We start from the raw sequence: 25,392 nt of genomic DNA, 5'->3' as shown, positions 1-25,392 counted from the left end.
CGCCCATCCCATCACGCCCATGGCCGTACCGGGTGGCGCGGCTCGCTGGGGGCTGCTCGATAACCTGGCCCGCATGACCTCCACTGCGCAGTCCGCCTGGGCCTACGGCATCGCCACGCTGACCGAGGACGGGACCGTCCTCGACGTCTGGTACCCGAACCCGGCGCTCGGCTCGTACGACGGCACCGCGGAGCCGACGGGGCTCACGGCGCTCGAGGGCACGGACGACGTGCGCGAGGTGCGGCGGACCTTCGTCCGTACAGAGGTGGCGGACCTGGCTGCGCCGGTCGCCGACGCGTACGACGCCTACCTGCGGCTTCACCTCCTGTCGCACCGCATCGTCCAGCCCCACGGCACGAACCTCGACGGGCTCTTCGGGGTCCTGGCCAACGTCGTGTGGACGACGATCGGTCCGTGCGCCGTCGCCGGCTTCGAGCAGACCCGGCTGCGGGCCCGCGCTGCTGGTCTCCACGTCTCGGTGACCAGCGTGGACAAGTTCCCGCGGATGACCGACTACGTGCTCCCCACCGGCGTACGCATCGGCGACGCCGACCGCGTGCGTCTCGGCGCCCACCTCGCCGAGGGGACGACCGTCATGCACGAGGGTTTCGTGAACTTCAACGCCGGCACCCTCGGACACGCGATGGTGGAGGGCCGCGTCAGCGCAGGCGTCGTCGTGGGTGACGGCACCGACGTCGGTGGGGGCGCGTCGATCATGGGCACGCTGTCGGGCGGCGGCAAGCAGGTCATCAGCCTCGGCCGCAACTGCCTGCTCGGCGCCAACGCCGGCATCGGCATCTCGCTCGGAGACGACTGCGTCGTCGCCGCCGGCTGCTACGTGACGGCCGGCTCCAAGGTGACGCTGCCCGACGGCAACGTCGTGAAGGCCGCCGAGCTGTCAGGGCAGGACGGCCTGCTGTTCCTGACGAACTCGGAGACCGGCCGGATCGAGGTGCGCCCGCGCACCGGTGCCGGCATCGAGCTCAACGCAGCGCTGCACGCCAACTGACTGCCATGGACGCCACCGCACGACGCTCGGGTCGTGGCGGCATCGTCCTGCTCGTGCTGCTCCTTCTCGTGGGGGTGGTCGCCGCAGGCATCGTCGTCCTCGCCAGGAGCGGCTTCGTCCCTCAGCTCCGCGCCGAGGAGTGCCGTGTCGAGGTCGGGGAGACCACCGCGACGCTCGACCTCGAGCAGGCCGAGCACGCGTCGCTCATCGCCGCGATCGCCGTACGCCGTGGGCTGCCGGCGCGCGCCGTCACGATCGCCATCGCCACCGCGTACCAGGAGTCGAAGCTCCACAACATCGACTACGGCGACCGTGACTCGCTGGGCCTCTTCCAGCAGCGGCCCTCACAGGGGTGGGGAACCCCGGAGCAGATCATGCGTCCGCGGTACGCGATCAACCGCTTCTACGACGGCCTGGAGAAGATCGACGGCTACCGGTCGATGTCGGTGACCGAGGCCGCGCAGGCGGTCCAGCGGTCGGGGTTCCCCGAGGCGTACGCCGACCACGAGGCGTACGGCCGCGCGCTGGCGTCGGCGTTGACTGGGAACTCCCCCGCGGCCTTCACGTGTGAGATCGAGCCCGCGGACGCCGCTCCGGGTGCTCCCGGCGCGAACGGCCTGACGCCGGCGGCGGAGGCCGTACGCGTCGACCTGCGGCAGTCGTTCGGCCGCATGCCGACGGGGGGCTACGCGCCCGAGGGCGTGAGCACGGGCCACTCCGAAGGCTCGAAGCACTACGAGGGAAAGGCCGTGGACGTGTTCTTCCGGCCGATCTCGCCCGAGACCAACCGGCACGGCTGGGCGGTCGCGCAGTACCTCGTCGCGAACGCCGACCGGCTCGGCATCGCCACGGTCATCTTCGACGCGAAGATCTGGACCGCGCGCCGCTCGCCGCAAGGCTGGCGCGAGTACACGGTGCCGGACCGTGACGGAGACCGCGCCATCCTCGAGCACCGCGACCACGTGCACGTCGACGTCGCCTGAGCCGAACGTCGTCCCGGATGAGGGTCGGGACCTCATCCGGGACGACGTCAGTGGTGCTGCGTCAGGCGATGGGCTGACGGGTGAGGAACTTGTAGCTGTAGCCGGTCGCGATCAGCGTCATCGGGATGGTCACGAGCAGGCCGAGGCCGCACGGGATCGCACCCAGGATGTTGATGCCGATCAGGGCCAGCGCCAGCAGGAACACCGGACCGAGGTTGTTGCCGACGAGCCGGAAGCTCGACTGCAGCGCGTCGATCGGGCTCTGCCCCTGGTCCATCACGAACCACAGCGTGTACCAGGCGAAGAAGATGAAGATGATGCCCGGCAGGATGCACAGCAGCAGCCCGACGAACGACAGCACGGCGAGCAGCAGGAAGGTCAGGACGACCTTGCCAGCGTGGTCACCCCACTGGAAGAAGTCACCGAACCCCGGCTTGCGCCCCTCGGTCTCGGACAAGGCACCCCTGGTCTGGGCTGCCTGCATGAACCAGCTGACGAGCGTGTTGAGCAGGTTGAAGACCAGCGCGAGGAACGAGAAGCCGCCGGCCGCCGCCCACACACCGTTGTCGATCGCGCTGTCGCTACCGGACTGCGCAGCGGTGCCGATGCCGCCGATGACGAGCTGGATCACGAAGAAGACCAGGGTGATGCCGACCCAGACGCCCCAGTTGTCCTTGAACTTGTTCCAGCCGTACGAGATGGCGTCGCCGACGCTCAGGCCTTGCGGCTGACCGTACGACTCAGGGCCGCCGGTGTAGCCGGGCGGCGGGCCGTAGCCGCCGGGCGGGGGCGGCGGGTAACCGCCGCCTCCTGGCGGACCCTGCGGCGGGCCGTAGCCGCCGCCACCGGGCGGCGGACCCTGCGGCGGCGGTCCGTAGCCACCTCCGGGCGGCGGGCCCTGCGGCGGCGATCCGTAGCCGCCACCACCGGGCGGTGGTCCCTGCGGCGGGCCCTGCGGCGGAGGCGGGTATCCACCTCCGGGGGGTCCCGGGGGAGGCTGATAGGGCGGTGGCCCGCTCGGCGGCTCACCGCTCGAGGGATCGTTGACCGGCGGCTCGCCGTCGTTCGGCTCGCCGCCGGGAGGGTTCTGGGGGTCGCTCATCGACCGATCTCCTCCGTTGCGCAACGTCGCAGGGATGCTGTCCCCCCGCTCTCCTGGTGAGGCTATCGAAGTTCGGCGGCCATCCGCCCAGATCCGACACGCAGGCGCGGTCGGCGCGTCGCGGTCTCAGGCGAACGATGCGAGGCGCTGCGCGGCCGCGGCGACCCGTTCGTCGGTCGCCGTGAACGCCACCCGTACGTGGCGGGCGCCGGCAGCGCCGTAGAAGCTGCCCGGGGCGACGAGGACACCGATCTCCGCGAGCGCAGCCACGGTGTCGAGGGCCGGCTCGTCGCGGGTCGCCCACAGGTAGAGCGCGGCCTCGGAGTGGTCGATCCGGAAGCCGGCAGCGAGCAGGGCGTCGCGCAGCACGGCGCGGCGGGCGGCGTACGACGCGTGCTGCGCGTCGGCGTGGGCATCGTCGTCGAGCGTGGCCTTCATCGCGTGCTGGATCGGCGCCGGCATGATGAGACCGAGGTTCTTGCGGACCTCGAGCAGCTCCTTGACGATGGCGGGGTCACCAGCGACGAACGCCGCACGGTAGCCCGCGAGGTTGGACCGCTTCGACAGCGAGTGGACCGCGAGGATGCCCTCGTGGGAGCCACCGTTGATGTCGGGGTGCAGGATCGACTGCGGCGTCGCCTCCCACGCGCAGTCGAGGTAGCACTCGTCGGAGATCAGCAGCACGCCGCGCTCGCGTGCCCAGGCGAGCGTCTTGCGGAGGTGGTCGGCGCCGAGGACACGGCCGCTCGGGTTTGACGGCGAGTTGATCCACATCAGCGCGGGCGACGACGGACCGAGCGCGACGGTGGAGTCCGAGACGACGACGTCGCATCCGGCGAGGCGGGCACCGACCTCGTACGTCGGGTAGGCGAGCTCGGGGATCACGACCGTGTCGCCCGGACCGAGGCCGAGGTGCAGCGCCATCGCCCCGATCAGCTCCTTGGAACCGATCGCGGGGATGACGCCGTCGACGCCCAGCCCGTTCACGCCGTGCCTACGGGCGAGCCAGTCGACGGCTGCCCTCCGCAGCGCGGGCGTACCGACCGTCAGCGGGTATCCCGGCGCATCGGCCGCCGCCGCCAGCGCTGTCTGGGCGACCAGCGGCGAGGAGTCGACCGGCGTACCGATCGAGAGGTCGACGATGCCGTCGGGGTGCGCGGCCGCCACCGCCTTCACCTCGGCGAGGGAGTCCCACGGAAAGTCGGGAAGACGCCGCGAGACCGCCCGCGAGGACAGACGCGCCGCCGCGCTCGGGCGTGACGGCGCCGACGACGTCGGGTCGAGCATCAGTCCTGGTTCTGCGGGGGCAGTGCTGCGATCATCGGGTGATCCTTGTCGATCGCCCCCATCTTGGCGGCACCGCCGGGCGAGCCCAGGTCGTCGAAGAAATCGACGTTGGCGGTGTAGTAGTCCTTCCACTCCTCGGGAGTGTCGTCTTCGTAGAAGATCGCCTCCACAGGGCACACCGGCTCACATGCGCCGCAGTCGACGCACTCGTCGGGATGGATGTAGAGCATCCGCTTGCCTTCGTAGATGCAGTCGACCGGACACTCGTCCACGCAGGCACGGTCCTTCAGGTCCACGCACGGCTGAGCGATGACATACGTCACGAGGGGTCCACTCCTTCTGTCGAGCTGTCGGAACTAGTATCACCCTCGGCGGAGAGGGTCCGTTCATGAGGTCCGACTTACGGACGGAACGCCGTTCCAATTTCACCGAGGAGCCTACCCGTGAGCCGTTTCGACACCCTCGTCGGGCACCGAGTCGTCATCCGGTCGACCGTCCCGGGAGAGCGCGGACCGTCCGGCGGCCCGGCCTTCACCGACGTGGTCGGACGCCTGCTCGAGCACGACGGCGTGCAGCTGCGCATCCAGCGTCGCGACGGCTCCGAGGTGCACGTGGCAGCCGCAGACGTGGTCGCAGCGAAGCCGGTCCCGGACGGTCGTGCACGGGTCAGGACCCGGCCGGCGCTCGACTACTCGCCGGAGGAGCTCGCGCGGATCTGCACCCGCGGCTGGCCACCCCGGTTCTCCGAGCCGCTCGGCGAGTGGACGCTCCGCGCCTCCGGCGGCTTCACGGGGCGAGCCAACTCGGTCGCGGTGCACGGCGACCCCGGTACGCCCCTGCCCGAGGCGCTCGCGCTCGTCCAGGCCTACTACGCCGCGCACGACCTCCCGGTGAAGGCGCAGGTCATCGACGAGACCGTCTGGGCCGCACGGTTCGCGGCGGCAGGATGGGCCGGCATCAGCGGGACCCGCGACCACGCCGTGGTCCAGGTCGCCGACGTCGCGACGATCGAGTCTGCGTCGGGAGCGTCGTCGACGGGTACGGCGACGGTCCGTGTCGACGACGCACTCACCGACGCCTGGCTCGCCGCAGCGGAGCGCGACACCCGCGGGGTCCCCGAAGACGTCGGCTACGTGCTGGCCTCACCACCGGTCGTCGGGTTCGCTCTGGTCGAGGGCACCGACGGCGTCGAGGCCGTCGCCCGCATCGTCGTGACGGGCGAGTGGGCCGGTCTCTCCAGCGTCCACACGCTGCCGCACGCACGCCGACGAGGACACGCGGCACGCCTCCTGGAGGAGTGCACGAGCTGGGCGGCCGACCACGGCGCCGACAAGGTCTACCTGCAGACGATGCGCCAGAACACGCCGGCGCTCACGCTCTACGGGCGGTACGGGTTCGTGACGCACCACTCGTACCAGTACGTCGCTCCGCCCGCGTGACCCACCGTCCGAACGTCCGAACGTCCGAACGAATTTCACAGAGTGCTCGCGCCGTTTCTAGTACGCCGTACTAGTACGCCGTACTAGAAACGGCGAGGACAACATCGCGCGCCGCCAGAACGTCGCGCGTCGGTCGTCAGTCGCCCTTCTTCGGCGCCTTCTCGCACTTGACGTTGTCGGCTGCGTTGTAGTTCGCCGTGATCGTCTCGCGATCGACGACCTTGCCATCGATCTTGAACGTCCGAAAGACGTCGATGTCGAACCCCGTCACGCCGCCTTGGGGGACGCACTTGTCCGACGCGTCGTAGCGGGTCGCCGGCGAGCGGAAGTTGCGCTTGCTCGACACCCCCGCCGTGACGTCCCACTTCTTCGTACCCCACATGGTGACGTTCATCGAGCCCGACGACCCCGGCGTGCTCTTGTTGACCCAAGCCTGGATGTAGATGCCGTGGTCCGTGGTGTTCTTGAACTTCAGATCCACCGTGGGCCACGCGACGGTCGCCTCACGACCCACCGGATAGCGGCTGATGTAGAAGCTGTGCGGCTTGTGCGTGACGTCTTCGAGCCCGGCGAAGAACCCCGCGTTGTAGAGCGTCGTCGCCACCTGCGAGACGCCTCCGCCGAGATCCTCGCGGAAGACCCCGTTGCTGATCATCGTGCCGGTGGTGAAGCCGTTGGCGGCCGTACGCTCACCGACGGTGTCGTTGAAGCTGAACGTCTCGCCCGGTTCCAGGATGGTGCCGTTGACCAGCTGTGCGGCTCGACCCTGGTTGACGTTGCGGTACTCGGCGTAGGGGAAGTTGGTGCTGAACGAGCTGACCTTCTCCTCGATGCCGAGCTTCTGGAGATCATCGGTCGTCCGGTCGGGCTGCTTCTTCGAGGCCTCGACCGTGAGCACCCGCGCGTCGCCGGACTTCGACAGGACCGGCACGATCGCCGTCGCCACGTCGTCGGCCGCCACGCCCACGCCGGGCTTGCCGGGCACGACCGCCGGCCTGCCGTTGCGGATCGCGATCGTGGCGTCCTTCGCCGGGGTGCCGATCTCGGTGGTCGCGTCCGCGAGCGGCTCGGCGAGCTTCATGGGGTCGACGACCGGCGTGAGCTTGCCGTCGGTCACCTGGATGCTGAGCGCCTCGGCGTAGTCGGAGGGAGCGAGCTGGGCAGACTTCTTGCCGACGACGATCTTCACGGGCCCCGAGACGGCCGGCTCCGCGATCTCCGTGACCGCTGCGGTCAGGTCGTCGCTCGTGACGGTGGGCTCGAGAGCGTCGACGGGAAGCTTCAGCGTGGTGTGCTCGAGCGGGTAGGACCCGCGGACGAGGGCCACCGTCGCGTCCTGGTCGACGGCGCGGCCGGCCTTCGGCTCCGTCACCTCGGGACGTCCGTCCGGGAAGTCGATGCGGCCCTCGGCGACCTCGCGGTCGGTGTCCTCGGCGACCGATGCGACCGCAGCGTCCAGGGCGCTCTCGTCCACGTCGAGCTCGACCGGGTAGTCCTCTGACCCGACGAGGACGTCGATCATGGTCAACGGGTTCCAGACCGAGTCGGCAGCACCGGTCTGGGCGATCGACGCGTCGAGATCGACAGCGAGCCCGGCCTCCTCCGGCGTGAGCTCGTACGTCTTCTTGCCGCGTACGATCCGGACCGGCTCCGCGGCGGGACCCTCCAGCTCGTCACCCAGCGTGCTGCGTGCCTCGTCCAACGAGACCATCCCGACCTCGACGCCACCGATCGAGGTGCCGGCCGGGACCCGGTCGGACGTCGCGAAGTGCAGGACCACATATCCGACCACGACGACCAGCCCGACCGCGGTGAGCACGATCAGGGCGATGATGTTGCCGCGCTTGCGGCGTTGCTCGTCGAGCGAGGGGTCCTGCTCGGAGAGCGTCGGTGCGGTGGCCAATGGGTGTCCTCGTGTGCGGGGATTGCGTCTTCCGGGCTGGCGCGCAGGTCAGCGGTGCTGCTCGACCGGCGACGGGCCCGAGTTCTTCTCGCTCTCGGGAGAGCGTACGAGGGCGCCGTAGTGCGAACGGTAGTAGAGCAGCGGCTCGCCGAGGGGCGACTCCCCGATATCGAGACCGGACTGTTCCGTGTCGAGACGGACCGATGCGGCGACGACCTGCCCGACGACGATCGTGTGGTCACCACCGTCGTACGTCTGCCAGGTGGTGCACTCGAGCCAGGCGATGCCGCGGTCGAGCAGCGCGACACCCGTCTCGACACCGCGATGGTGCGGAACCCGTGCCAGCTGGTCCTCGAGCGGCCGCCCGCGGTGAGCGAGCCAGGTCGCGTCGTCCTGGCCGCCCTCGGAGAGGATCGAGACCCCCCACGCGCCCGAGGCGAGGACGGCATCGTGGAAGCGGTTGCGCCTGTCCACGACGACGAGCACGAGGGCAGGGTCGAGCGAGACGGAGGTGAAGGCGCTCGCCGTCATCGCGTGATCGACCCCGTCGACGACGCTCGTCACGACGGTGACACCGCTCGCGAAGCGCCCGAGGACGTCACGGAATGCCCGTGACGTCGCGGGATCCAGGGGGTGGGACGCTGCGCTCACGATCCCAGCGTACGGGGATCGTCCGGCCGACCGGGGGCGATGTGACCTGCGCCTCGCATCGTCCAGAGGAGGCCTGCCACGAGCGCGGCGAGCGATCCGAGCAGGAAGGCGTAGCCGAGCGTGTCGGCCGCCACCAGGTAGTCGCCCTCCGGCCGCGACGACGTCCCCAGGAAGAGCACGACTCCGTAGCCGCCGGCGAGCGCGACCGCACCCGCCGTGCCGACGAGGTAGCCGGCCGCCCGTGTCGCGAGCACGACCGTGGCGAGCACCAGGAGCAGACCCCACGGCACGGACAGGTCGACGTGTCGGTGGACCACGAGTCCGGCGACGCACACGGCGGCACCGAGCAGGACGGCGAGCACGAGCACGAGCGGCCTCACCGTCACTGCGTACCCGCGCTCGGCCGTCACCGCGTGCCTGCGAACAGGTCGTGCTCCAACCCGTCCTCCCCCGGGACCGGCGTGCCCTTTGCGATCCGGAAGAACTCCGTGCCCCACACGTAGGCGCCGAGGTTGTTGGACAGGGCGAAGAACGGGCTGTCGACCTGGATCTGGGTCGGGTACGCACGCATCGCCGCCAGCTTGGCCTCCGCGAACTCGTCGGCCTTGACCGACGCCGCGATCTGGTCGTCGGGCACGGCCATGAACGACAGGTCGCCGTCGGGGTCCAGCCCCTCGAACGTGGTGTGGTCGCCCGCCTCGCGCAGTCGTCGGAGGCCCTCTCGCAGCCAGGACTCGGAGTTGGCCGTCCAGTAGACCTTGGCGACGTCCCAGGCGGCGCCGAGGTCACGGCGGTAGGAGTCGACGGCGGCGAGCGCGACCGCGTACGTCGCCACGCGGTGCGCCTGCACGTGGTCAGGATGGCCGTAGTTGCCGAAGTCGTCGTACGTGATGAGGACCTGCGGCCGGATCTCTCGGATGACGGCGACGAGGTGGTCGGCCGCCTCGCGCAGGTCGGCGAGCCAGAAGGCGTTGTCGGCGACGTCGGGAGCGACGGTCGCCGCGCCCGAGTCCGACCACGCCATGCCCGAGTCGCGGTAGGTGCCGGCGCCGCCGAGCCAGCGGGTGTCGGTGATGCCGAGGACCTTCATGGCGTCGTCGCGCTCGGTGATGCGGTGCTCGCCGAGCCGGTCGTCACGGTCGGCGGCGAGGTGCGCGAGCTCGGGGACCAGGACCTCACCCTGCTCGCCGAGCGTGCACGTCACGAGGGTGACGTGAGCACCGTCGGCGGCGTACTTGGCCATCGTCGCGCCGGTCGTGATGGTCTCGTCGTCGGGGTGCGCGTGCACCAGCAGCAGGCGGCGGTCGGGAAGGTTGTCGGACATGCGGTCCAGCGTAGCGACGCGCACCGACCGGATCGCCGGGCGCAGGACGGGCCGCTTGACGCCGGCCGGACCAGTGCTCAGACTCCGGTCGTGGCGACGATGCGCTCGGCGGGGGTCAAGGGCTTCCGCGCGGTGGTGGAGTCGCTGGGCGGCGACGCCGACGCGATGGCCCGACGCGTGGGCCTCGACCCCGCGGTCCTCGACGAGGACGACATCCTCGTCAACTCGCCGAGCGTCGGCGAGGCGCTGGCCGCCGTTGCGCGCTATCTGCGGTTCCACACCGACACGATCCGCGTCGACCTCCGCCCGGACCTGAGCGGGGACACGGCGACGACGGCGTTCGTGTACGAGGCGAACCTCGGCGCGCCACCGCGGGTCCAGTCGATGGATGCGGGGATCGGGTTCGTGCACCGCGCGTTCGACCTCATGGCGGGTCCGGGGTACGGGCTGCGGTCGGTGCACCTCGCGTACGAGCCGATCGCACCCCTCGCCGTCTACGAGGAGTTCTTCGGCGTACCGGTCGTGGTCTCGTCCGCGCTGACCTACCTGCGCCTCCCGGCCGACTTCGCCTCCACGCCGATCGCGGGCGCGGACGAGGCGAACCGCGCCCGCGCGATGGCGTACCTCGAGTCGGTCCTGCCTGCCGAGCTCGAGGACCTCGCAGGTCGCACTCGTGCGATCGTCCACGAGACCCTCGCGTACGTTCCGCCGCAGATGACGCACGTCGCCCGGCTGCTCAACGTCCACCGCCGCACACTGCAGCGCCGCCTCGCCGACCAGGGCACCGGGTTCGCCCAGATCGTCGACGACGTGCGTCGCGAGACGGTCCACCGCTACCTCACGCGGACCGCGGTGCCGCTGCACGAGATCTCCGCCGCCGTCGGGTTCGCCGAGCAGGCGACGCTGACTCGGAGCGCGCGGCGGTGGTGGGGGGAGACTCCGACGGCGGTACGACAGGGCAGCCACTGAGATTGTCGTCGAGAGTCAAGTATTCGCGAGTGGTCCGCGTCACAATCGAACACGGCGGACCCCGTCTGCCGGCATGACCGAGACCAGCGAAGGAGGCCCCATGGCCGACCGCACCGTCGACGTGCTCATCGTGGGCGCAGGACTGTCGGGGATCGGGGCGGCGTACCGCCTCCAGGAGCGTCGCTCCGACCTCAGCTACGAGATCGTCGAGGCGCGGGCCGCGATCGGCGGCACCTGGGACCTCTTCCGCTATCCCGGTGTCCGCTCGGACTCCGACATCTTCACCCTCTCCTTCCCCTTTCGTCCTTGGCGGGGGAAGGACGCGATCGTCGACGGCGACAGCATCCGCACCTACCTTGTGGACACCGCCCGCGAGTTCGGCATCGACCGGCACATCCGGTTCTCCACGCGGGTCGTGAGTGCCGACTGGTCGTCCGAGAAGGCGCGCTGGACCGTCCGCGTCGTCACGGGCGACGACCAGCACGAGGAGACGTACGAGGCGCGGTTCGTGTCGTTCTGCAGCGGCTACTACGACTACGCCGCTCCGTACGACCCCGGCTTCGCGGGTATCGAGGACTTCGCGGGCCGGCTGGTGCACCCTCAGTTCTGGCCCGAGGACCTGGACTACGCCGGAAAGAAGGTCGTCGTCATCGGCAGCGGTGCGACAGCGGTGACGATCGTCCCGGCGGTCGCCGAGCAGGCCGGTCACGTCACGATGCTGCAGCGCACCCCGACGTACGTGGTGGCGCAGCCGAGGCAGGACGCGATCGGCAACGCGGTCCGGTCGGTGCTCCCAGCGAAGGCCGGCCACCTCGCGGTGCGCACCAAGAACACGGCTCTGCAGTGGGCGTTCTACCAGGCATGCCGCCGCCTCCCCGGCACGATGGCGGGCCTCTTCCACAAGGGCGCCGCGAGCGCCACCGGGTCGCAGGCCGTCGCCGATGCGCACTTCAGCCCGCCGTACAAGCCGTGGGACCAGCGGCTGTGCATCTCCCCCGGAGGCGACCTGTTCGAGGCGATCCGCACGGGCCGCGCCTCCGTCGTCACCGACCGGATCGACCGGTTCGTCGACAACGGGATCCTGCTCGAGTCCGGCGACGTCCTCGAGGCCGACGTGGTGATCACGGCGACCGGCCTGTCGCTCCAGCTGCTCGGCGGGGCCACGATCAGTGTCGACGGCGCGCCGGTCGACCTCCGCGACACCGTCGCGTACCGCGCCTGCATGCTGAGCGGCGTCCCGAACTTCGCGTTCTGCGTCGGCTACATCAACCTGTCCTGGACGATGCGGTCGGACATGACGGCCCGTCTCGTCGCGCGGATCATCGACCGGGTCACCCAGGTCCCGACGGGCACGGTCACGCCGACCCTGGACGGCGCACCGGCGTCACGGCCGCTGATGGACATGCAGTCGGGCTACCTCCGGCGCTCGGCCGACCTCCTGCCGCGGGCGACCCGCCAGTACCCGTGGGCGATGGCGCAGAACGTCGTCGTCGACTCGTGGCAGACCAACCGCGCTGACCTCGACAAGGGTCTCGTCTGGACCACGGCGCCCACGAGCACCGTCACGGCGACGGCGTCGGCCACGAGGACGTCGGCATGAAGGCGGTCACCTGCCACGAGGGCAGGCTCGCCGTCGAGACCGTCCCCGATCTTGTGCCGGACAAGGGACAGATCCTCATCGACGTCACGCGCTGCGGGATCTGCGGGTCCGACCTGCATGCCCGGACCTGCAGCGACGTCACGGCCGACGGTGCCGCCGAGATCGGCTACGACGCGTTCATGCGCCACACCGACACGGTCGTGATGGGCCACGAGTTCACCGGCACCATCGCCTCGTACGGTCCCGGGTGCCGCAAGCGCTGGCCGATCGGCACCCGCGTGGTCGCGCTGCCGATGCTCCGCCAGCCGGACGGCATCCACCTGTCCGGGCTCTCCGAGCGAGCACCGGGCGGGTACGCCGAGCAGATGCTGGTGGCCGAGGAGCTCACGTTCCCCGTGCCCGACGGCCTGAGCGACGACCTCGCCGCCACCACCGAGCCGATGGCGGTCGCGCACCACGCCGTCCGTCGCAGCGAGATCGGCCGGCGCGAGGTCGCGGTCGTGATCGGGTGCGGTCCGATCGGGCTCGCGGTGATCCTCATGCTGAAGGCGCGCGGCGTCCGCACGGTCGTCGCCAGCGACCTCTCTGCGACTCGTCGCGACCTCGCCGTGAAGTGCGGCGCCGACGTGGTCGTCGACCCGACCCTCGCCTCGCCGTGGACGGCGTACGGCGAGCGCCGGGGTCACGTCCGGACCGCGACCGGCCTGTTCGAGCTGGCCCTCGGAACCGTCCGTACGCTGCGCCGCGTGCCGGGGCTGCCGTGGGCTCGCGTGATGCGTGCCGCCCAGAAGGCGGGTGCCGGTCCACGGGGGCCGGTGGTCTTCGAGTGCGTCGGCGTGCCCGGCATGATCGAGGACGTCATCAGCAACGCGCCGCTGCTGTCGCGGGTCGTCGTGGTCGGCGTCTGCATGCAGCCGGACACGTTCCGGCCGTCGATGGCGATCAACAAGGAGATCGACCTGCGGTTCGTGTTCGCGTACGGGCCGGACGAGTTCTACGAGACGCTGCAGATGATCGCCTCCGGATCGGTCGACCCGACTCCGCTGGTCACAGGAGTCGTCGGGCTCGACGGTGTCGAAGGAGCTTTCGCCGCCCTCGCGTCGGCCGACCGCCACGCCAAGATCCTGATCGACCCGCGCAGCGACGTCGTGGAGGTCTGACCCCTCCGGATACGCTCGGACGCATGTCGAGCACCGCTGACGAGACCACCTCGTACCCCCGTCTGCAGGCCCGGTCGCTGCGGTTCACCCTGGGTGTCCCGCGTGACCTGACCGTGAGCCCCGACGGGTCCCGGGTGTTCTTCGTCCGTACGCCGGACGGCTCAACCCGCACAGGGTCGCTGTGGGCGTACGACGCGGAGACCGGCGAGGAGACCTGCCTCGCCGATGCTGCGGCGCTGCTCGGGGACGGTGGCGAGAAGCTCTCCGCCGAGGAGCGTGCCCGCCGTGAGCGCAGCAGGGAGTCCGCTGCGGGCGTCGTCGCGTACGCGATGGACGAGGCCTGCACGCTGGCCGCGTTCGCCCTGTCGGGCAAGGTCTGGGTGTGCCGGACGGACACCGGCGAGACGGCCGCCCTGCCGACCGCCGGTGCCGCGATCGACCCCCGCGTCGACCCGACCGGACGGCGCGTCGCGTACGTGGCCGACGGCGCCCTGCGCGTGATCGGCGTGGACGGCACGCTCGACTACCCGGTCGCCGAGCCCGACGGCGAGAACGTCGCGTGGGGCCTTGCCGAGTTCGTCGCCGCCGAGGAGATGGAGCGCCACCGCGGCTACTGGTGGGCGCCCGACGGCGAGTCGCTGCTGGTCGAGCGCTACGACGAGTCGCCGGTGGCGACCTGGTTCGTCGCCGACCCCGCCGACCCGTCCCGCTCGCCGGTCGAGCACCGCTACCCGGCCGCCGGCACCGCTGACGCCGACGTGTCGCTGTGGCTCGTGCACCTGGACGGCACCCGGACCGAGATCGCGTGGGACCACGACACCTTCCCGTACCTCACCCGCGTCTCCTGGACGCCGCACGGAGACCCGCTCGTCCAGGTCATGTCGCGCGACCAGCGGCACGCCGCGGTCCTCGCCGTGGAGGTCGAGACCGGCGAGACGACCCTCGTAAGGGCCCAGAGCGACGACGTCTGGGTCGACCTCATGCCGGGTGTCCCGGCGTACGCCCCCGGTGGCGGCCTGGTGACGATCGAGCATCAGGACGACACCGCGACGCTGTTCGTCGACGGCGCACCGGTCTCGCCGAAAGGCCTCCAGATCCGTCGGGTCGTCTCGCTCGGCGCGGACGGCGCGATCGTGACGGCGTCCGAGGAGCCGCGCGAGATCCACGTGTTCGCGATCGGGTGGGACGGCGAGGCCGTTCCGCTCACCGACGGCCCCGGCGTGTGGTCAGGCACCGAGCGCGGAGGCACCGCCGTACGCATCCGTGCCTCCCTCGCGTCGCCGTTCCCGACGACCACCGTCCTGCGCAACGGCACCACCGTCGGCACTATCGCGTCGAACCCGCTCGATCCCGGCTTCCAGCCCGAGGTCCGCTACCTGGAGGCCGGCGACGACGGGATCCGTACGGCCGTGCTGTTCCCGCGGTCGCACGAGCACGGACACGCCGCGAGGCTGCCGATCGTCATGCACCCGTACGGCGGTCCGCACGCGCAGCGCGTCCTGCACTCCGCCAAGGCGTTCCTCGAGCCGCAGTGGATCGCCGACCAGGGCTTCTGCGTCGTCGTCGCGGACGGCCGCGGCACTCCCGGTCGAGGGCGCGCGTGGGACCGGGCGATCCGCGACGACTTCGCCGGCGTCACGCTCGACGACCAGGTGACGGCCCTCGAGGCGGTGGTCGCCAAGTACGGCTCCGACGTCGACCCGGAGCGCGTCGGCATCATGGGCTGGTCGTACGGCGGCTACCTGTCCGCGCTGGCCGTCCTGCGCCGCCCCGACGTCTTCCACGCGGCGGTGGCGGGAGCGCCCGTGACCGAGTGGCGGCTCTACGACACCTTCTACACCGAGCGCTATCTCGGGCACCCGGACGAGCAGCCCGAGGTGTACGACGCCAACTCGCTGCTGAACGGGCTCGACGAGATCGGCGACCTTCCGCCGCTGATGATCGTCCACGGCATGGTCGACGACAACGTCGTGGTCGCGCACACGCTGCGGCTCTCGTCGGCGCTGCTCGCGGCCGGCAAGCCGCACGCGGTGCTCCCGCTGACCGGCGTCACCCACATGACGCCGCAGGAAGTGGTGGCAGAGAACCTCGCGCAGCTCCAGCTCGACTTCCTGCGCCGCGCCCTCCGCGCCTAGCGACTCGGCGGCGACGGGCCCGACCGCGGCCGCCCGGGTCGCCTCACTCGCGCTTGAGGCGTTTCGGGCCCGACGGGAGAGGCGGCGGGGGCACGGCCGGTGCGACGACGGGGTCGACGATCCAGGCGAGGTCCACCTCCGCGACGAGCGCTTCCAGCCGCTCGGCTGCCGCAGCATCCTCGACCCGTACGAGCCACGCGCGGTCCTCGCTGTCGTCCTCGCCGGCGAACCCCTCGCGGCCGAGGTAGGCCTCGTACCCCTCGCCGTGGAGGGTCGCCAGAACCGCCTCGGCGTCCTCCCCCTCGTCGAAGTGCGCCTCCACCGGGTCGTCACCGTCCGGTCGCCGCCGGAGCAGGTCGGCCACCTGAGGGAGGAACGGTCGATCCGCCGGCAGCCACGGGACGGCATCGAGCTCCTCCGGCCCGAGCCACATCAGCTGGTCGTGCTCGGTCGCCACGGGTTCTCCGGCGACGATCTCGCCGACGTGGACCCTCAGCACGAAAGCGCCTACGGGCACCTCACCGTCGAGGCGGTGCCCGACGACGACCTCGCACCCGAGCTCCTCGACGACCTCGCGACGCGCTGCCTCGGCCTCGGACTCGCCTGGCTCGACCTTGCCGCCGGGGAACTCCCATCCGCCCGCCGCTGCCGCCGGCGCCGTACGCCGTGCGGCCAGCACGCGGCCCGCCCGCAGGAGCGCGACCCCCACGACAGTGCGCGGGCCTGGCGTCGGATCGTCGCGCTCGTGGTCCACAAACGGCGACGTTAGCGCGTACGGTCGAAAGATGAACGCATCCGAGCACTCCGACGCCCTTCTGTCCGAGGCGGAGATCGCGAAGGCGCTGGAAACCCGGCCCGGCTGGGTCCGCGACGGCGGCACGATCGTCCGTTCGGTCCGCGCGTCAAGCTATCTCGACGGCATCGGTCTCGTCGACGCCGTCGCGGCCGCCGCCGAGACCGCCGGCCACCACCCCGACATCACGATCCGGTGGCGCGACCTGACGTTCGCGCTCTCGACCCACTCTGCCGGCGGGCTCACCGCCAAGGACTTCGCGATGGCGGCCACCATCGACGAGGTGGCAGCGGGCACCGAAGACGACTGACCGGCCCGTACGCCGAGGCTCGAGGGGCATGACAGGCTGGTGCGCGTGACCCACCCGCACAGCCACCTCTCCGGCAGCGAAGATCACGGCCGTCGCGGTCTCGCAGCCGTCCTCGCGGTGGTCGTCGGCCTGATCGCGATCACGCTCGCGATCGGCGTGTGGGTCCTGTGGCCCGATGCAGACGACGTCGCGAAGGCCCCCAACCCGTACGGCACCCAGGGCGTCTCGATCGTGTCCGGCACGGTCACCGACGTCCGTGCCGTCGACTGCGGCGGCGGTGCCGTCGGTCCGGACGGCCTCCCCGCGGTCCAGGGAGACTGCGGCGAGCTGCTGGTGCGGACGGCCGACGACGAGTCAGCGAGCGTCACCGTGCAGCCGGCCGTGTTCCGTGCGGGTGTCGAGGTCGGCGACGCCGTCGACGTGATCCGCATCAAGCCCGAGGGAGCGGAGACCGCGTCGTACGAGTTCCTCGACTTCGACCGCGGCATGCCCCTCGCCTGGCTCGCGCTCGCGTGCGCCGTCGTCATCGTCGCCGTCGCGCGGTGGCGTGGTCTGCTCGCGATCGGCGGTGTCGTCGCGACCGTCGGGGCGATCGTCGTGTTCATCCTCCCTGCGCTGCTCGCCGGCGAGAATCCCCTCGTCGTCGCCGTCGTCGGCTCGAGCGCGATCATGCTCGTGGTCCTCTACCTCGTCCACGGCGTCTCGATCAGGACGACGTCCGCGCTGTTCGGCACCTTCATCGGGATCGCGCTGACGGCCGTCCTCGGATGGCTCACGACGGACTGGACCCACCTCACCGGGATCTCCTCCGAGGACGACCAGATCCTGATGGCGATCGCCGACCAGATCACCCTGTCCGGTGTCGTGACGGCCTCGATGGTGATCGCCGGGCTGGGTGTCCTCAACGACGTCACGGTGACCCAGGCGAGTGCGGTGTGGGAGCTGCGCGCCGCTCAGCCCGCGGCGAGCCGGCGGAGCACCTTCACGTCGGCGATGCGGATCGGACGCGACCACATCGCGTCGAGCGTCTACACGCTGGTCTTCGCGTACGCGGGCACGGCGACCACGGTGCTCCTGCTCGTCACCGCGTACGACCGCTCGCTGCTGGAGATCGCCGGGACGGAGCAGGTCGGTGCAGAGATCGCACGCACCCTCGTCGGGCTGATCGGGCTCGTCCTCGCCGTCCCCGCGACCACCGCGATCGCGGTCGCCCTCGCCCCCGCACCGTCGGACCACGCCGCGGCCTACGCCGACGGCGTACCGAACGAGGGGCAGGACCCTCAGCTCGTGTGAGGTCAGGAGGTGGGGGCGGGCAGCACCGCGACCACCTCGTACGCGGCGTCGAGCGCCACGAGCTGGGCCGGCGCGCCAGCGGTGATCGATCCTCCCTCGAACCCCACCGCCGATGCCGGTGCGGCCGAGGCGGCGTGGGCGACCGCGACCGGATCGAGCCCGAGGACGCCGAGCGCGCGGCGTACCGCGGCATCCATCGTCAACGTGCTGCCCGCGATCGCGCCGCTGTCGGCGAGCCGCGCGGTGCCGCCGGTGACCTCGACCGCGAGACCGCCCAGCGTGTACGCCCCGTCGCTGGCCGCCGCGGCAGCCATCGCGTCCGTGACCAGGACGCTGCGCGAACCCGCGTCCACCAGGAGCCGCCGGGCCCAGGCGTCGTGCAGGTGCACCCCGTCGAGGATGACCTCGAGGCGGACCTCAGGGGACTCGAGCGCGGCGACGATGGGCCCGGGCGCGCGGTGGTGGATGGGGAGCATCGCGTTCGAGGCGTGGGTGAGCATCGTGGCTCCGTGCGCGAATGCCTCCGCCGCGAGCGCATGATCAGCGTCCGTGTGCCCGACCGCGGCCACCACGCCGGCTTCGACGAGCTGTTCGATCGCCGCCATCCCCCCGTGCAGCTCGGGCGCGATCGTCACCATGCGGACCAGACCGCCGCCGGCCTCGAGGAGGGTTGCCACCGCCTCCTCGGTCGGGGCGGTGAGCGCGTCGGGGTCGTGAGCGCCCCGGTGCTTCGGCGAGAGGAACGGACCCTCCAGGTGGATGCCGCGTACGGGCCCCAGCTCACCGGCGCGGATCGCTCCGGCCAGGCCGCGGACCTGTTCGGCGAGCACCGCGACCGGCGCCGAGACCAGGCTCGCGAGCATCGAGGTCGTGCCGTGGGCGGCATGGACCCGGGCGGCGGTCCGCGCCTCGTCGAGCCCGCCGTCGAACGACGCTCCCCCGCCGCCGTGGCAGTGGACGTCGACGAACCCCGGAAAGACCCACCGGTACGCGTCCGCGACCGCGCCGTCGTTCTGGCCGACTGCCGTGACGACGCCTTCGCGGTGCTCGACCCAACCGTTCGGGATGACACCGCCTGGGACGACGACACGGTCGGCGTCGATGTGCTCGGGCAAGGTCGTCGGCTCGCGGGTCACGGGGACCAGCCTAGAGTGCGTGCGCCGTGCCACCTAGCATCGAGCGCATGAGCACACCGCAGCACGTAGCCCGCGTCGCGGGTCCCCTCATCGCGTCACTCGTCGTGCTGCTCTTCGCGCTCCCGATGGCGTGGATGCTCGCGTACTTCATGAACGACGACATCCAGCGCGGCGACCACATCGTCTTCCTCGCCGTCCCGATCCTCGAGCTCGTGGTCACCGGCATCGTCGCCGGGCTGGTGATCGGTCGGTCGTCGGGCATGGGATACGGCCGGGCGATCGGCGGAGCCCTCGCGCTGGTCTTCGTCCCGTTGCTCGCCGTAGCGACCGGATACGCCCTGCTGAGCCTGACCCCGCTCTTCGACGACGCGATCGGCAGCACCGCGAGCGGCCTGGTGTGGTCCGGGGTCGCCGTGGTCGCCGTGGTCCTGGCCGTGATGCTCGTGCGTACCGGAGTCCGGCTCCTGGATCCGAGCCACGATCCCCGTGCAGCGGGAGCGACCGCCTAGCATCGGACGCATGAGCGTCATCAAGATCAACGCGATCACCGTCCCTGCAGACTCCGGCGACGAGCTGGCCAAGCGATTCGCGGCCCGTGCCGGCGCGGTCGACGACACCGACGGATTCGAGGGCTTCGAGCTTCTCAAGCCGACGGACGACCGGAACGTCTGGCTCGTCATCACGCGGTGGCGTGACGAGGAGGCCTTCGAGGCGTGGAAGTCGTCGCCGGCGTTCGCGCACGGCCACCGTGGCACCCCGGCCGGTGAGCACGCAGGTCATGGCGGCCACGGGCACGGCGGCGAGGCCGGCCACGGGCACGGCGGCGAGCACGCCGCCCACGGACACGGGGGTGTGCACGCAGGCCACGGCGACAAGCCGGTCAGCGTCTCGGCCGAGCTCTGGTCGTACGAGGTGGCGGGCGGCAGCTGACCGTCGGGGCGTCCGCGCGTCGTGCGTGCGCGGACGCCCGGCTAGCTCCAGGCAGCCATCCGCTGCAGGAGGTCCGGAGCACGACGATCGAGGATCGCGCCGCCCTTGCGGACGCCGACCACCAGTGCGACGGCACCGGACACCAGGCCCACCACCGCAGTGAGGATGGCCGCCCAGGTCGAGCCCGTCGCGAGCGAGACCACGAAGACGACGAGGGTCGGTGCGGAGAGCACGGCGACGACCACGATGCCGAGCGTCTGACCGATCAGGATCGCTGTCGTGCCGCCCTGCGGCTGCGAGAAGATGCCTTCGCCCGGCTTCTGGACGGGATACAGATAGGTCGCCGACAGCACCGACGAGGCGCCTGTGGACACGAGAAGCACGCCGAGCGACGCACCGAGGACCGGGAGCAGCATGTCCCACTGCCCCACCGCCCACACTCCGCCGATCGCGAGCAGCACCACGATCGGCACCGCGATGACGAAGAGTGCGATCACACGGCCTGCCCGGTCGGCGACACCGCGCACGCCCGAGACGATGTGCAGCCAGAACGCCGTGTAGTCGTACGCGAGGTCTGCCGAGATCGCGAAGCCCATGATGTAGGCGACGATCGGCCCCAGCCAGAGGAGGCTCGTATTGCCGTCGAGGCCTCCGAAGACGATGAAGGGCACCGGGATGAACGGCACGAACGCGATCGAGCCGGCGTACCGAGGATCCCGCTGCCAGTAGGTGAGGCAGCGTGCGGCCACGGCACCGGCGCCAGTGGCCGGCAGCCGGTCGAACCAACCGAACCCACGCGCCTGCGCGACCGGGCCCCGTGACGGTGGACGCTCGAGCGTCCTGGCGAGTGAGGCGCCCCACGCGACGAGCATCAGCGCGAGCGAACCGAGCGTCAGGGCGATGCGCGCCAGCACAAGCAGCCAGTCGCCGGCGGCGACGTCGCCCGCGATGGACCACGGAGCGCCGAGCGGAGTCCACGCGAGCACGTCGGCGACCTGCGGAAGCCAGTCGTCGGAGCCCGACGCTTCGTCGACGAGGCGACTGAGCAGCGGTGCGAGCATGATGACCGGGACGACGACCACCACGACGGCGATCTCCCGGAACCGGCGCCAGTCGAGCAGCGGTGCCACGACGGCGGCGAGGGTGCGTGACCCCACGGCGCACACGGCCACGCCGAGGACGGCTCCGACGCCTGCACCGAGGAGCGCGAGCGGCGTGTCCCACCAGGTCAACCCGGTCGCCAGACCCGACAGCAGCGTGGCGATGCCGGGAACTCCGACCAGGCCAGCCAGCGCGAGGCCGACCAGGAGCTCACGACGCGGGATGCCGTACGGCTGGAACCGGCGAGGGTCGAGCGTCGCGTCGAGACCGTAGGCGAGCAGCGGCAGCAACCACCAGCCGAGCACCACGAGCGAGCCGCCGAAGACCTGCCACGCACGGGCCTCGCCCTCGGGGAGGAAGGACAACCCCACGGATGCGGCCCCGAGCATCACCACGACCGACAACGCGTACAGCGCGGCCAGCACGAACCCGATGGTCTGCCACACCGACCGGCGGAACCCGTTGAGGAGCAGCGTGACCTTGAGCCTCAGGAGGACCGCAACCACGAGAGTCCTTCCGTCGCCTGCCGCCCGCCGACCAGCTGGACGAAGCGGTCTTCCAGCGACTCGCCCGCCCGGACCGCGTCGACCGTGCCGGACGCGAGCAGCACTCCACGGGCAACGACCGCGACGTGGCTGCACATGCGCTGGACGAGGTCCATGACGTGGGACGACACGACGACCGTGCCGCCGCTCGCGACGAAGTCGGTGAGCAGGTCGCGGATGCCGGCCGCGGAGACGGGGTCGACCGACTCGAACGGCTCGTCGAGCACGATCACCCGAGGTGCGTGGACGAGTGCCGACGCGAGCGCGACCTTCTTGGTCATGCCGGCCGAGTAGTCGACGACGAGGGTGTCGGCGTCGTTCGCGAGGTCGAGGGCCCGCAGCAGGTCGTGGGTGCGCGAACGGACGGTCTCGCGGTCGAGGCCGCGCAGCTCGCCGGCGTAGGCGATGAGCTGGGCGCCGGTGAGGCGGTCGAAGAGCCGGAGCCCGTCAGGGAGCACCCCGAGCTGGCGCTTGGCGGCGTCGGGCTCTCGCCAGACGTCGACGCCGTGCACCGAGACGCGACCGAGGTCGGGCCGGAGAAGTCCCGTCGCCATCGAGAGAGTGGTCGTCTTGCCCGCTCCGTTGGGGCCGACGATCCCGTAGAACGAGCCCGCTGGGATGTCCAGGTTCACGCTGCCGACGGCCAGCTTGTCGCCGAACGACTTGCTGAGATTGCGCAGGGACAGCGCCGCAGCGGGGTCGAGCGGCGAGTCTGTCGTGGGGGGCGGGGCGTAGGTCGGCGAGAGGGGGCCGGAGTGGGCGCGGGGAACGTCCGGGGTGGACAATCGATCAGCTCCTCGAGGGGGTCGGTGAGTCCCACGTTATGCGGCTCCGGTGTCAGGCATGCGGTCGGCATTCGCCAGTCCGATTTGTTAGGTTCGACGGGTGCGGCCACCCCGGGCCGGACGCATCGGTAGGGGGTACCGGATGCCGCTCGTCGCGGGTCGCCGTTCTCGGAAGTGGCTGGCGCTCGTCGCCGCCGTCGCGCTCGCGGCGGTCCCCGTGTCGATGGGCACTCCGGCACAGGGTCAGGAGCCCGGGACACTCTCGCTCTACAAGCGGATCGAGAACCTCGACAGCGGAGCGAGCGAGGGGCGCCGAGAGCTGTGGGAGATGCACGCCAGGCACGTCGCGACGGGCGAGGAGCTCTCCGGCGACGGTCTCAACGGCTTCCAGAGCCGGACCGTGCCCGACGGCGACTACGTGATCTCCGAGAGCGGCGGCGTGGACGGCTACCGGTTCCAGGACTGGAGCTGCACCGACGGCTTCGAGTCCACCGACCCGTCACCGACGATCACGGTCCCGCCGGGCGGCAACCTCACCTGCACGGTCGACAACGAGGCGATCGAGCCCACTCTCTCCCTGGTCAAGGTCGTCAACGGGGGCTCAGCGGTGCCGGGCGACTTCCAGCTCACGGCCCAAGGCCCGACCAACGTCACCGGACCGGGCGGCTCGGCGGCCGTCACCAACCAGAAGGTCCGCATCGGCACCTACTCCCTCTCCGAGACCGGACCGGACGGTTATGACGCCGGGCCCTGGGCCTGTACGGAGACCTCTGTCACGGGCGAGACCGTCCCCTTGCCGGTGACGAACGGCCAGATCACCATCGGGCTGGACCAGGCGGTCGTCTGCACGATCACCAACTCGGCGGACCTGCCCCACCTGACTCTCGTGAAGGAGGTCGTGAACGCCGGCGGAGGCACGGCCCAGCCGTCGGACTGGACGCTGGTCGCGGAAGGACCGGGTCAGCAGCTGTCCGGCACGAGCGGCAGCGACGCTGTCTCCCACGTCGCCGTCGAGCCCGGAGTCTTCGCTCTCGCAGAGTCCGGTGGGTCGAGTGGCTACGAGGCCGGTGACTGGTTCTGCGAGACCAGCGGCGATCCGGTGCCGGTCTCCGGCGGCTCGGTCAACATCGACGCGGACGACGACATGACCTGCACCATCACGAACACCTGGGCAGGTGGGCAGCTCACCCTCCTCAAGGACGTCGTCGGCGGCAGCGCGCCACCGGCGTCGTGGACGCTCAGCGCGACCGGCGACGGCGCAGCCCTCGCCGGCACCGACGGTGTCACGGGCGGTCTCCCTGCAGGTCAGTACGCCCTTGCCGAGGCAGACGGTCCGAGCGGGTACGACCTCACCGGCTGGGCGTGCGTCCCCGCGAGCGCGCTCACCGGCACGACGGTCACCGTGGCCGCCGGCGGGGACGTCACGTGCACCGCGACGAACACGTGGGTCCCACCGCACCTCACCTTGATCAAGGAGGTCGTCGGCGGTCCCGACCCGGCCGAGGCGTGGACCCTCACGGCCCAGGCGCCCGGCGGCACCGTGATCAGTGGTCCGAGCGGGAGCAACGACGTCAGCCACGTGACGGTCCCGGTCGGGCCCTACGCGCTCAGTGAGTCGGGGCCGACGCCGGAGCTGTACTCCGCGAGCCCTTGGTCCTGTACGGCGAACGGAGTTCCTCGTACGGTCGTGGGTGGTGTCGTCACGCTGGTCTCGCCGTCCGATGACGTCGTCTGCACCGTCACGAACACCTGGCAGGGAGCGAGCCTCACCCTCGAGAAGGACCTCGACAACGGTGAGGGCGGAAGTGCCGAACCGACCGACTGGACTCTGACGGCGGCCGGAGCGACGACGCACTCGGGTGTCTCAGGTTCGGACGAGGTGACGGGTGTGCCGGTGGCGCCGGGGACGTACGACCTCTCCGAGAGCGGCGGCCCGCCCGGGTACTCGTCCGACGGCTGGTCCTGCACCGGTGGATCCCTGGAGGGAAGCGCCCTCACGCTGGCGGCCGGAGACGACGTGACCTGCACCGTCGACAACCAGTGGGTCGGGTCCTTCCTCACCCTGGTCAAGGTGGTCGATCCCGAGGACGCCGCACCGCAGGAATGGATGCTGTCGGCGACCGGTGGACCGGAGACTGGCGGGACCATGGTGAGCGGGCAGAGCGCGGACGACGACGTCACCCGCGTTCCGGTCCCTCCGGGCGACTACACGCTCGCGGAGTCGGACGGGCCGGACGGCTACCTGCTCGACGGGTGGGAGTGCACTGGCGCCGACGTGTCGGGCGCGGTGGTGACCGTGCCGGCCGAGTCCGAGGTCACGTGCACCGCGACGAACCTGTGGACAGGACCGATCCTCACGCTCGTCAAGGCGGTCGACGGTGGAACGGCGACCGCCACCGACTGGACACTGTCCGCGACCGGCCCCCGGACCGTGAGCGGGACGACCGGCGACAACGACGTCACACGCGCTTCCCTGACGGCGGGGACGTATGAGCTGGCGGAGTCCGACGGGCCAGACGGGTACGAGGCCGGTCCGTGGTCGTGCGAGGGCGACGGAGTCCTCGAGGGGGACACGATCACCCTCGAGGACGGCGACGAGGCCACCTGCACGATCACGAACACGTTCTCCTCCGGCCCGACACCGCCGACCACACCGGTCACGACGGCGACGTCGCCTCCGACGACACCACCGACCACCCCGTCCACGACCGCACCGACCCCGACGCCCACCAACGGCGGCGGTACGGACGGCGGTGGTAACGGCGGTGGCGCCTCCGACGACGCAGGCACCGGTGGCGCCGGAGACAACCTCCCAGGCACCGGTACGACCGTCGCGCTGTCGGCGGTCGTCGTGGCCGCGGCACTGCTGATCGGCGGCGCCGCCCTCCTGGTGACCGGTCGGCGTCGCCGGCGCGACCACGAGATGTGACGGCCGCG

23 protein-coding genes are annotated in these 25,392 nt (G+C 71.1%); 12 read left to right on the top strand and 11 right to left on the bottom strand.

Annotation, left to right across the window (positions count from 1 at the left end):
- The first annotated feature begins 73 nt into the window (after positions 1 to 73).
- Together dapD and AB3M34_RS06080 are read left to right on the top strand one after the other, a co-directional pair.
- A complete protein-coding gene (dapD, locus tag AB3M34_RS06085) occupies positions 74 to 1,009 on the top strand; it encodes a 2,3,4,5-tetrahydropyridine-2,6-dicarboxylate N-succinyltransferase (RefSeq protein WP_370618191.1) in 936 nt (311 codons plus the stop codon).
- A 5-nt stretch (positions 1,010 to 1,014) separates the two neighbouring features.
- Positions 1,015 to 1,992, top strand: coding sequence for a hypothetical protein (locus AB3M34_RS06080; protein WP_370618190.1), 978 nt, complete (start codon positions 1,015 to 1,017; stop codon positions 1,990 to 1,992).
- Positions 1,993 to 2,053: 61 nt separating this feature from the next.
- Here AB3M34_RS06080 and AB3M34_RS06075 read toward each other — a convergent pair whose 3' ends face one another.
- The 3 genes from AB3M34_RS06075 to fdxA form a co-directional block, all read right to left on the bottom strand.
- Positions 2,054 to 3,094 carry a hypothetical protein gene (locus AB3M34_RS06075; protein ID WP_370618189.1) on the bottom strand — a complete coding sequence of 347 codons (1,041 nt, stop codon included), beginning with the start codon at positions 3,092 to 3,094 and terminating at the stop codon, positions 2,054 to 2,056.
- Positions 3,095 to 3,220: 126 nt separating this feature from the next.
- A complete protein-coding gene (gene dapC, locus AB3M34_RS06070) occupies positions 3,221 to 4,381 on the bottom strand; it encodes a succinyldiaminopimelate transaminase (RefSeq protein WP_370618188.1) in 1,161 nt (386 codons plus the stop codon).
- Positions 4,381 to 4,704, bottom strand: a complete 324-nt coding sequence (gene fdxA, locus AB3M34_RS06065) for a ferredoxin (RefSeq protein WP_149769630.1) — start codon at positions 4,702 to 4,704, stop codon at positions 4,381 to 4,383. The genes dapC and fdxA overlap by 1 nt, the downstream gene beginning before the upstream one ends.
- Before the next feature lie 120 nt (positions 4,705 to 4,824).
- Here fdxA and AB3M34_RS06060 point away from each other — a divergent pair, with 120 nt between their 5' ends.
- On the top strand, positions 4,825 to 5,820 hold the full coding sequence (locus AB3M34_RS06060; protein ID WP_370618187.1) for a GNAT family N-acetyltransferase: 996 nt from the start codon (positions 4,825 to 4,827) through the stop codon (positions 5,818 to 5,820).
- 136 nt (positions 5,821 to 5,956) lie between these two features.
- Here the strand turns inward: AB3M34_RS06060 and AB3M34_RS06055 are convergent, their stop codons facing one another.
- The 4 genes from AB3M34_RS06055 to mshB are packed head-to-tail and all read right to left on the bottom strand — an operon-like array spanning position 5,957 to position 9,698.
- Positions 5,957 to 7,723 carry a VanW family protein gene (locus AB3M34_RS06055; protein WP_370618186.1) on the bottom strand — a complete coding sequence of 589 codons (1,767 nt, stop codon included), beginning with the start codon at positions 7,721 to 7,723 and terminating at the stop codon, positions 5,957 to 5,959.
- Between the two features lie 48 nt (positions 7,724 to 7,771).
- Positions 7,772 to 8,374 (bottom strand): flavin reductase family protein, encoded by a 603-nt coding sequence (locus tag AB3M34_RS06050; protein ID WP_370618185.1) that lies wholly within the window; start codon positions 8,372 to 8,374, stop codon positions 7,772 to 7,774.
- Positions 8,371 to 8,754: a DUF6113 family protein gene (locus AB3M34_RS06045; protein ID WP_370618184.1), complete on the bottom strand. Its 384-nt coding sequence runs from the start codon at positions 8,752 to 8,754 to the stop codon at positions 8,371 to 8,373. The genes AB3M34_RS06050 and AB3M34_RS06045 overlap by 4 nt, the downstream gene beginning before the upstream one ends.
- Positions 8,755 to 8,780: 26 nt before the next feature.
- Positions 8,781 to 9,698 carry an N-acetyl-1-D-myo-inositol-2-amino-2-deoxy-alpha-D-glucopyranoside deacetylase gene (mshB, locus tag AB3M34_RS06040; protein WP_370618183.1) on the bottom strand — a complete coding sequence of 306 codons (918 nt, stop codon included), beginning with the start codon at positions 9,696 to 9,698 and terminating at the stop codon, positions 8,781 to 8,783.
- A gap of 99 nt (positions 9,699 to 9,797) precedes the next feature.
- On the opposite strand from mshB, the gene AB3M34_RS06035 reads away from it, so the two are divergent.
- The 4 genes from AB3M34_RS06035 (at position 9,798) to AB3M34_RS06020 (ending at position 15,562) form a co-directional block, all read left to right on the top strand.
- The gene (locus AB3M34_RS06035; RefSeq protein WP_370619957.1) at positions 9,798 to 10,667 is read left to right on the top strand and encodes a helix-turn-helix transcriptional regulator; all 870 of its coding nucleotides are present in this window, start codon (positions 9,798 to 9,800) and stop codon (positions 10,665 to 10,667) included.
- A gap of 100 nt (positions 10,668 to 10,767) precedes the next feature.
- Entirely contained in the window at positions 10,768 to 12,267 is a 1,500-nt protein-coding gene (locus tag AB3M34_RS06030; protein WP_370618182.1) for a flavin-containing monooxygenase, read from the top strand.
- Positions 12,264 to 13,427, top strand: a complete 1,164-nt coding sequence (locus AB3M34_RS06025) for a zinc-binding dehydrogenase (protein WP_370618181.1) — start codon at positions 12,264 to 12,266, stop codon at positions 13,425 to 13,427. The genes AB3M34_RS06030 and AB3M34_RS06025 overlap by 4 nt, the downstream gene beginning before the upstream one ends.
- Positions 13,428 to 13,450: 23 nt before the next feature.
- Complete coding sequence (locus AB3M34_RS06020; RefSeq protein ID WP_370618180.1) at positions 13,451 to 15,562, top strand: prolyl oligopeptidase family serine peptidase; 2,112 nt, start codon at positions 13,451 to 13,453, stop codon at positions 15,560 to 15,562.
- A gap of 43 nt (positions 15,563 to 15,605) precedes the next feature.
- On the opposite strand, the gene AB3M34_RS06015 is transcribed toward AB3M34_RS06020, so the two are convergent.
- Positions 15,606 to 16,316 carry a (deoxy)nucleoside triphosphate pyrophosphohydrolase gene (locus tag AB3M34_RS06015; RefSeq protein WP_370618179.1) on the bottom strand — a complete coding sequence of 237 codons (711 nt, stop codon included), beginning with the start codon at positions 16,314 to 16,316 and terminating at the stop codon, positions 15,606 to 15,608.
- A gap of 31 nt (positions 16,317 to 16,347) precedes the next feature.
- On the opposite strand from AB3M34_RS06015, the gene AB3M34_RS06010 reads away from it, so the two are divergent.
- Both AB3M34_RS06010 and AB3M34_RS06005 read left to right on the top strand, forming a co-directional pair.
- Entirely contained in the window at positions 16,348 to 16,665 is a 318-nt protein-coding gene (locus tag AB3M34_RS06010; RefSeq protein ID WP_370618178.1) for a 4a-hydroxytetrahydrobiopterin dehydratase, read from the top strand.
- A 45-nt stretch (positions 16,666 to 16,710) separates the two neighbouring features.
- Positions 16,711 to 17,958: a YibE/F family protein gene (locus tag AB3M34_RS06005; RefSeq protein WP_370618177.1), complete on the top strand. Its 1,248-nt coding sequence runs from the start codon at positions 16,711 to 16,713 to the stop codon at positions 17,956 to 17,958.
- A gap of 2 nt (positions 17,959 to 17,960) precedes the next feature.
- On the opposite strand, the gene nagA is transcribed toward AB3M34_RS06005, so the two are convergent.
- The gene (gene nagA, locus AB3M34_RS06000) at positions 17,961 to 19,094 is read right to left on the bottom strand and encodes an N-acetylglucosamine-6-phosphate deacetylase (protein WP_370618176.1); all 1,134 of its coding nucleotides are present in this window, start codon (positions 19,092 to 19,094) and stop codon (positions 17,961 to 17,963) included.
- Between the two features lie 47 nt (positions 19,095 to 19,141).
- Between nagA and AB3M34_RS05995 the strand changes: the two genes are divergently transcribed.
- Together AB3M34_RS05995 and AB3M34_RS05990 are read left to right on the top strand one after the other, a co-directional pair.
- Positions 19,142 to 19,603 carry a hypothetical protein gene (locus AB3M34_RS05995; protein WP_370618175.1) on the top strand — a complete coding sequence of 154 codons (462 nt, stop codon included), beginning with the start codon at positions 19,142 to 19,144 and terminating at the stop codon, positions 19,601 to 19,603.
- A gap of 10 nt (positions 19,604 to 19,613) precedes the next feature.
- Positions 19,614 to 20,024 (top strand): antibiotic biosynthesis monooxygenase family protein, encoded by a 411-nt coding sequence (locus AB3M34_RS05990; protein WP_370618174.1) that lies wholly within the window; start codon positions 19,614 to 19,616, stop codon positions 20,022 to 20,024.
- Positions 20,025 to 20,065: 41 nt separating this feature from the next.
- On the opposite strand, the gene AB3M34_RS05985 is transcribed toward AB3M34_RS05990, so the two are convergent.
- Entirely contained in the window at positions 20,066 to 21,631 is a 1,566-nt protein-coding gene (locus AB3M34_RS05985) for a hypothetical protein (RefSeq protein ID WP_370618173.1), read from the bottom strand.
- Positions 21,613 to 22,455, bottom strand: coding sequence for an ABC transporter ATP-binding protein (locus tag AB3M34_RS05980; protein ID WP_370618172.1), 843 nt, complete (start codon positions 22,453 to 22,455; stop codon positions 21,613 to 21,615). Before AB3M34_RS05980 ends, AB3M34_RS05985 begins: the two co-directional genes overlap by 19 nt.
- 142 nt (positions 22,456 to 22,597) lie before the next feature.
- On the opposite strand from AB3M34_RS05980, the gene AB3M34_RS05975 reads away from it, so the two are divergent.
- Complete coding sequence (locus AB3M34_RS05975; RefSeq protein WP_370618171.1) at positions 22,598 to 25,384, top strand: hypothetical protein; 2,787 nt, start codon at positions 22,598 to 22,600, stop codon at positions 25,382 to 25,384.
- Positions 25,385 to 25,392 lie beyond the last annotated feature (8 nt).

Source organism: Mumia sp. Pv4-285 (genome assembly GCF_041320275.1).
Lineage (GTDB): Bacteria > Actinomycetota > Actinomycetes > Propionibacteriales > Nocardioidaceae > Mumia > Mumia qirimensis.
Note: the sequence above shows the minus strand (reverse complement) of the source record. Positions and strands in the feature narration are given on the sequence as shown.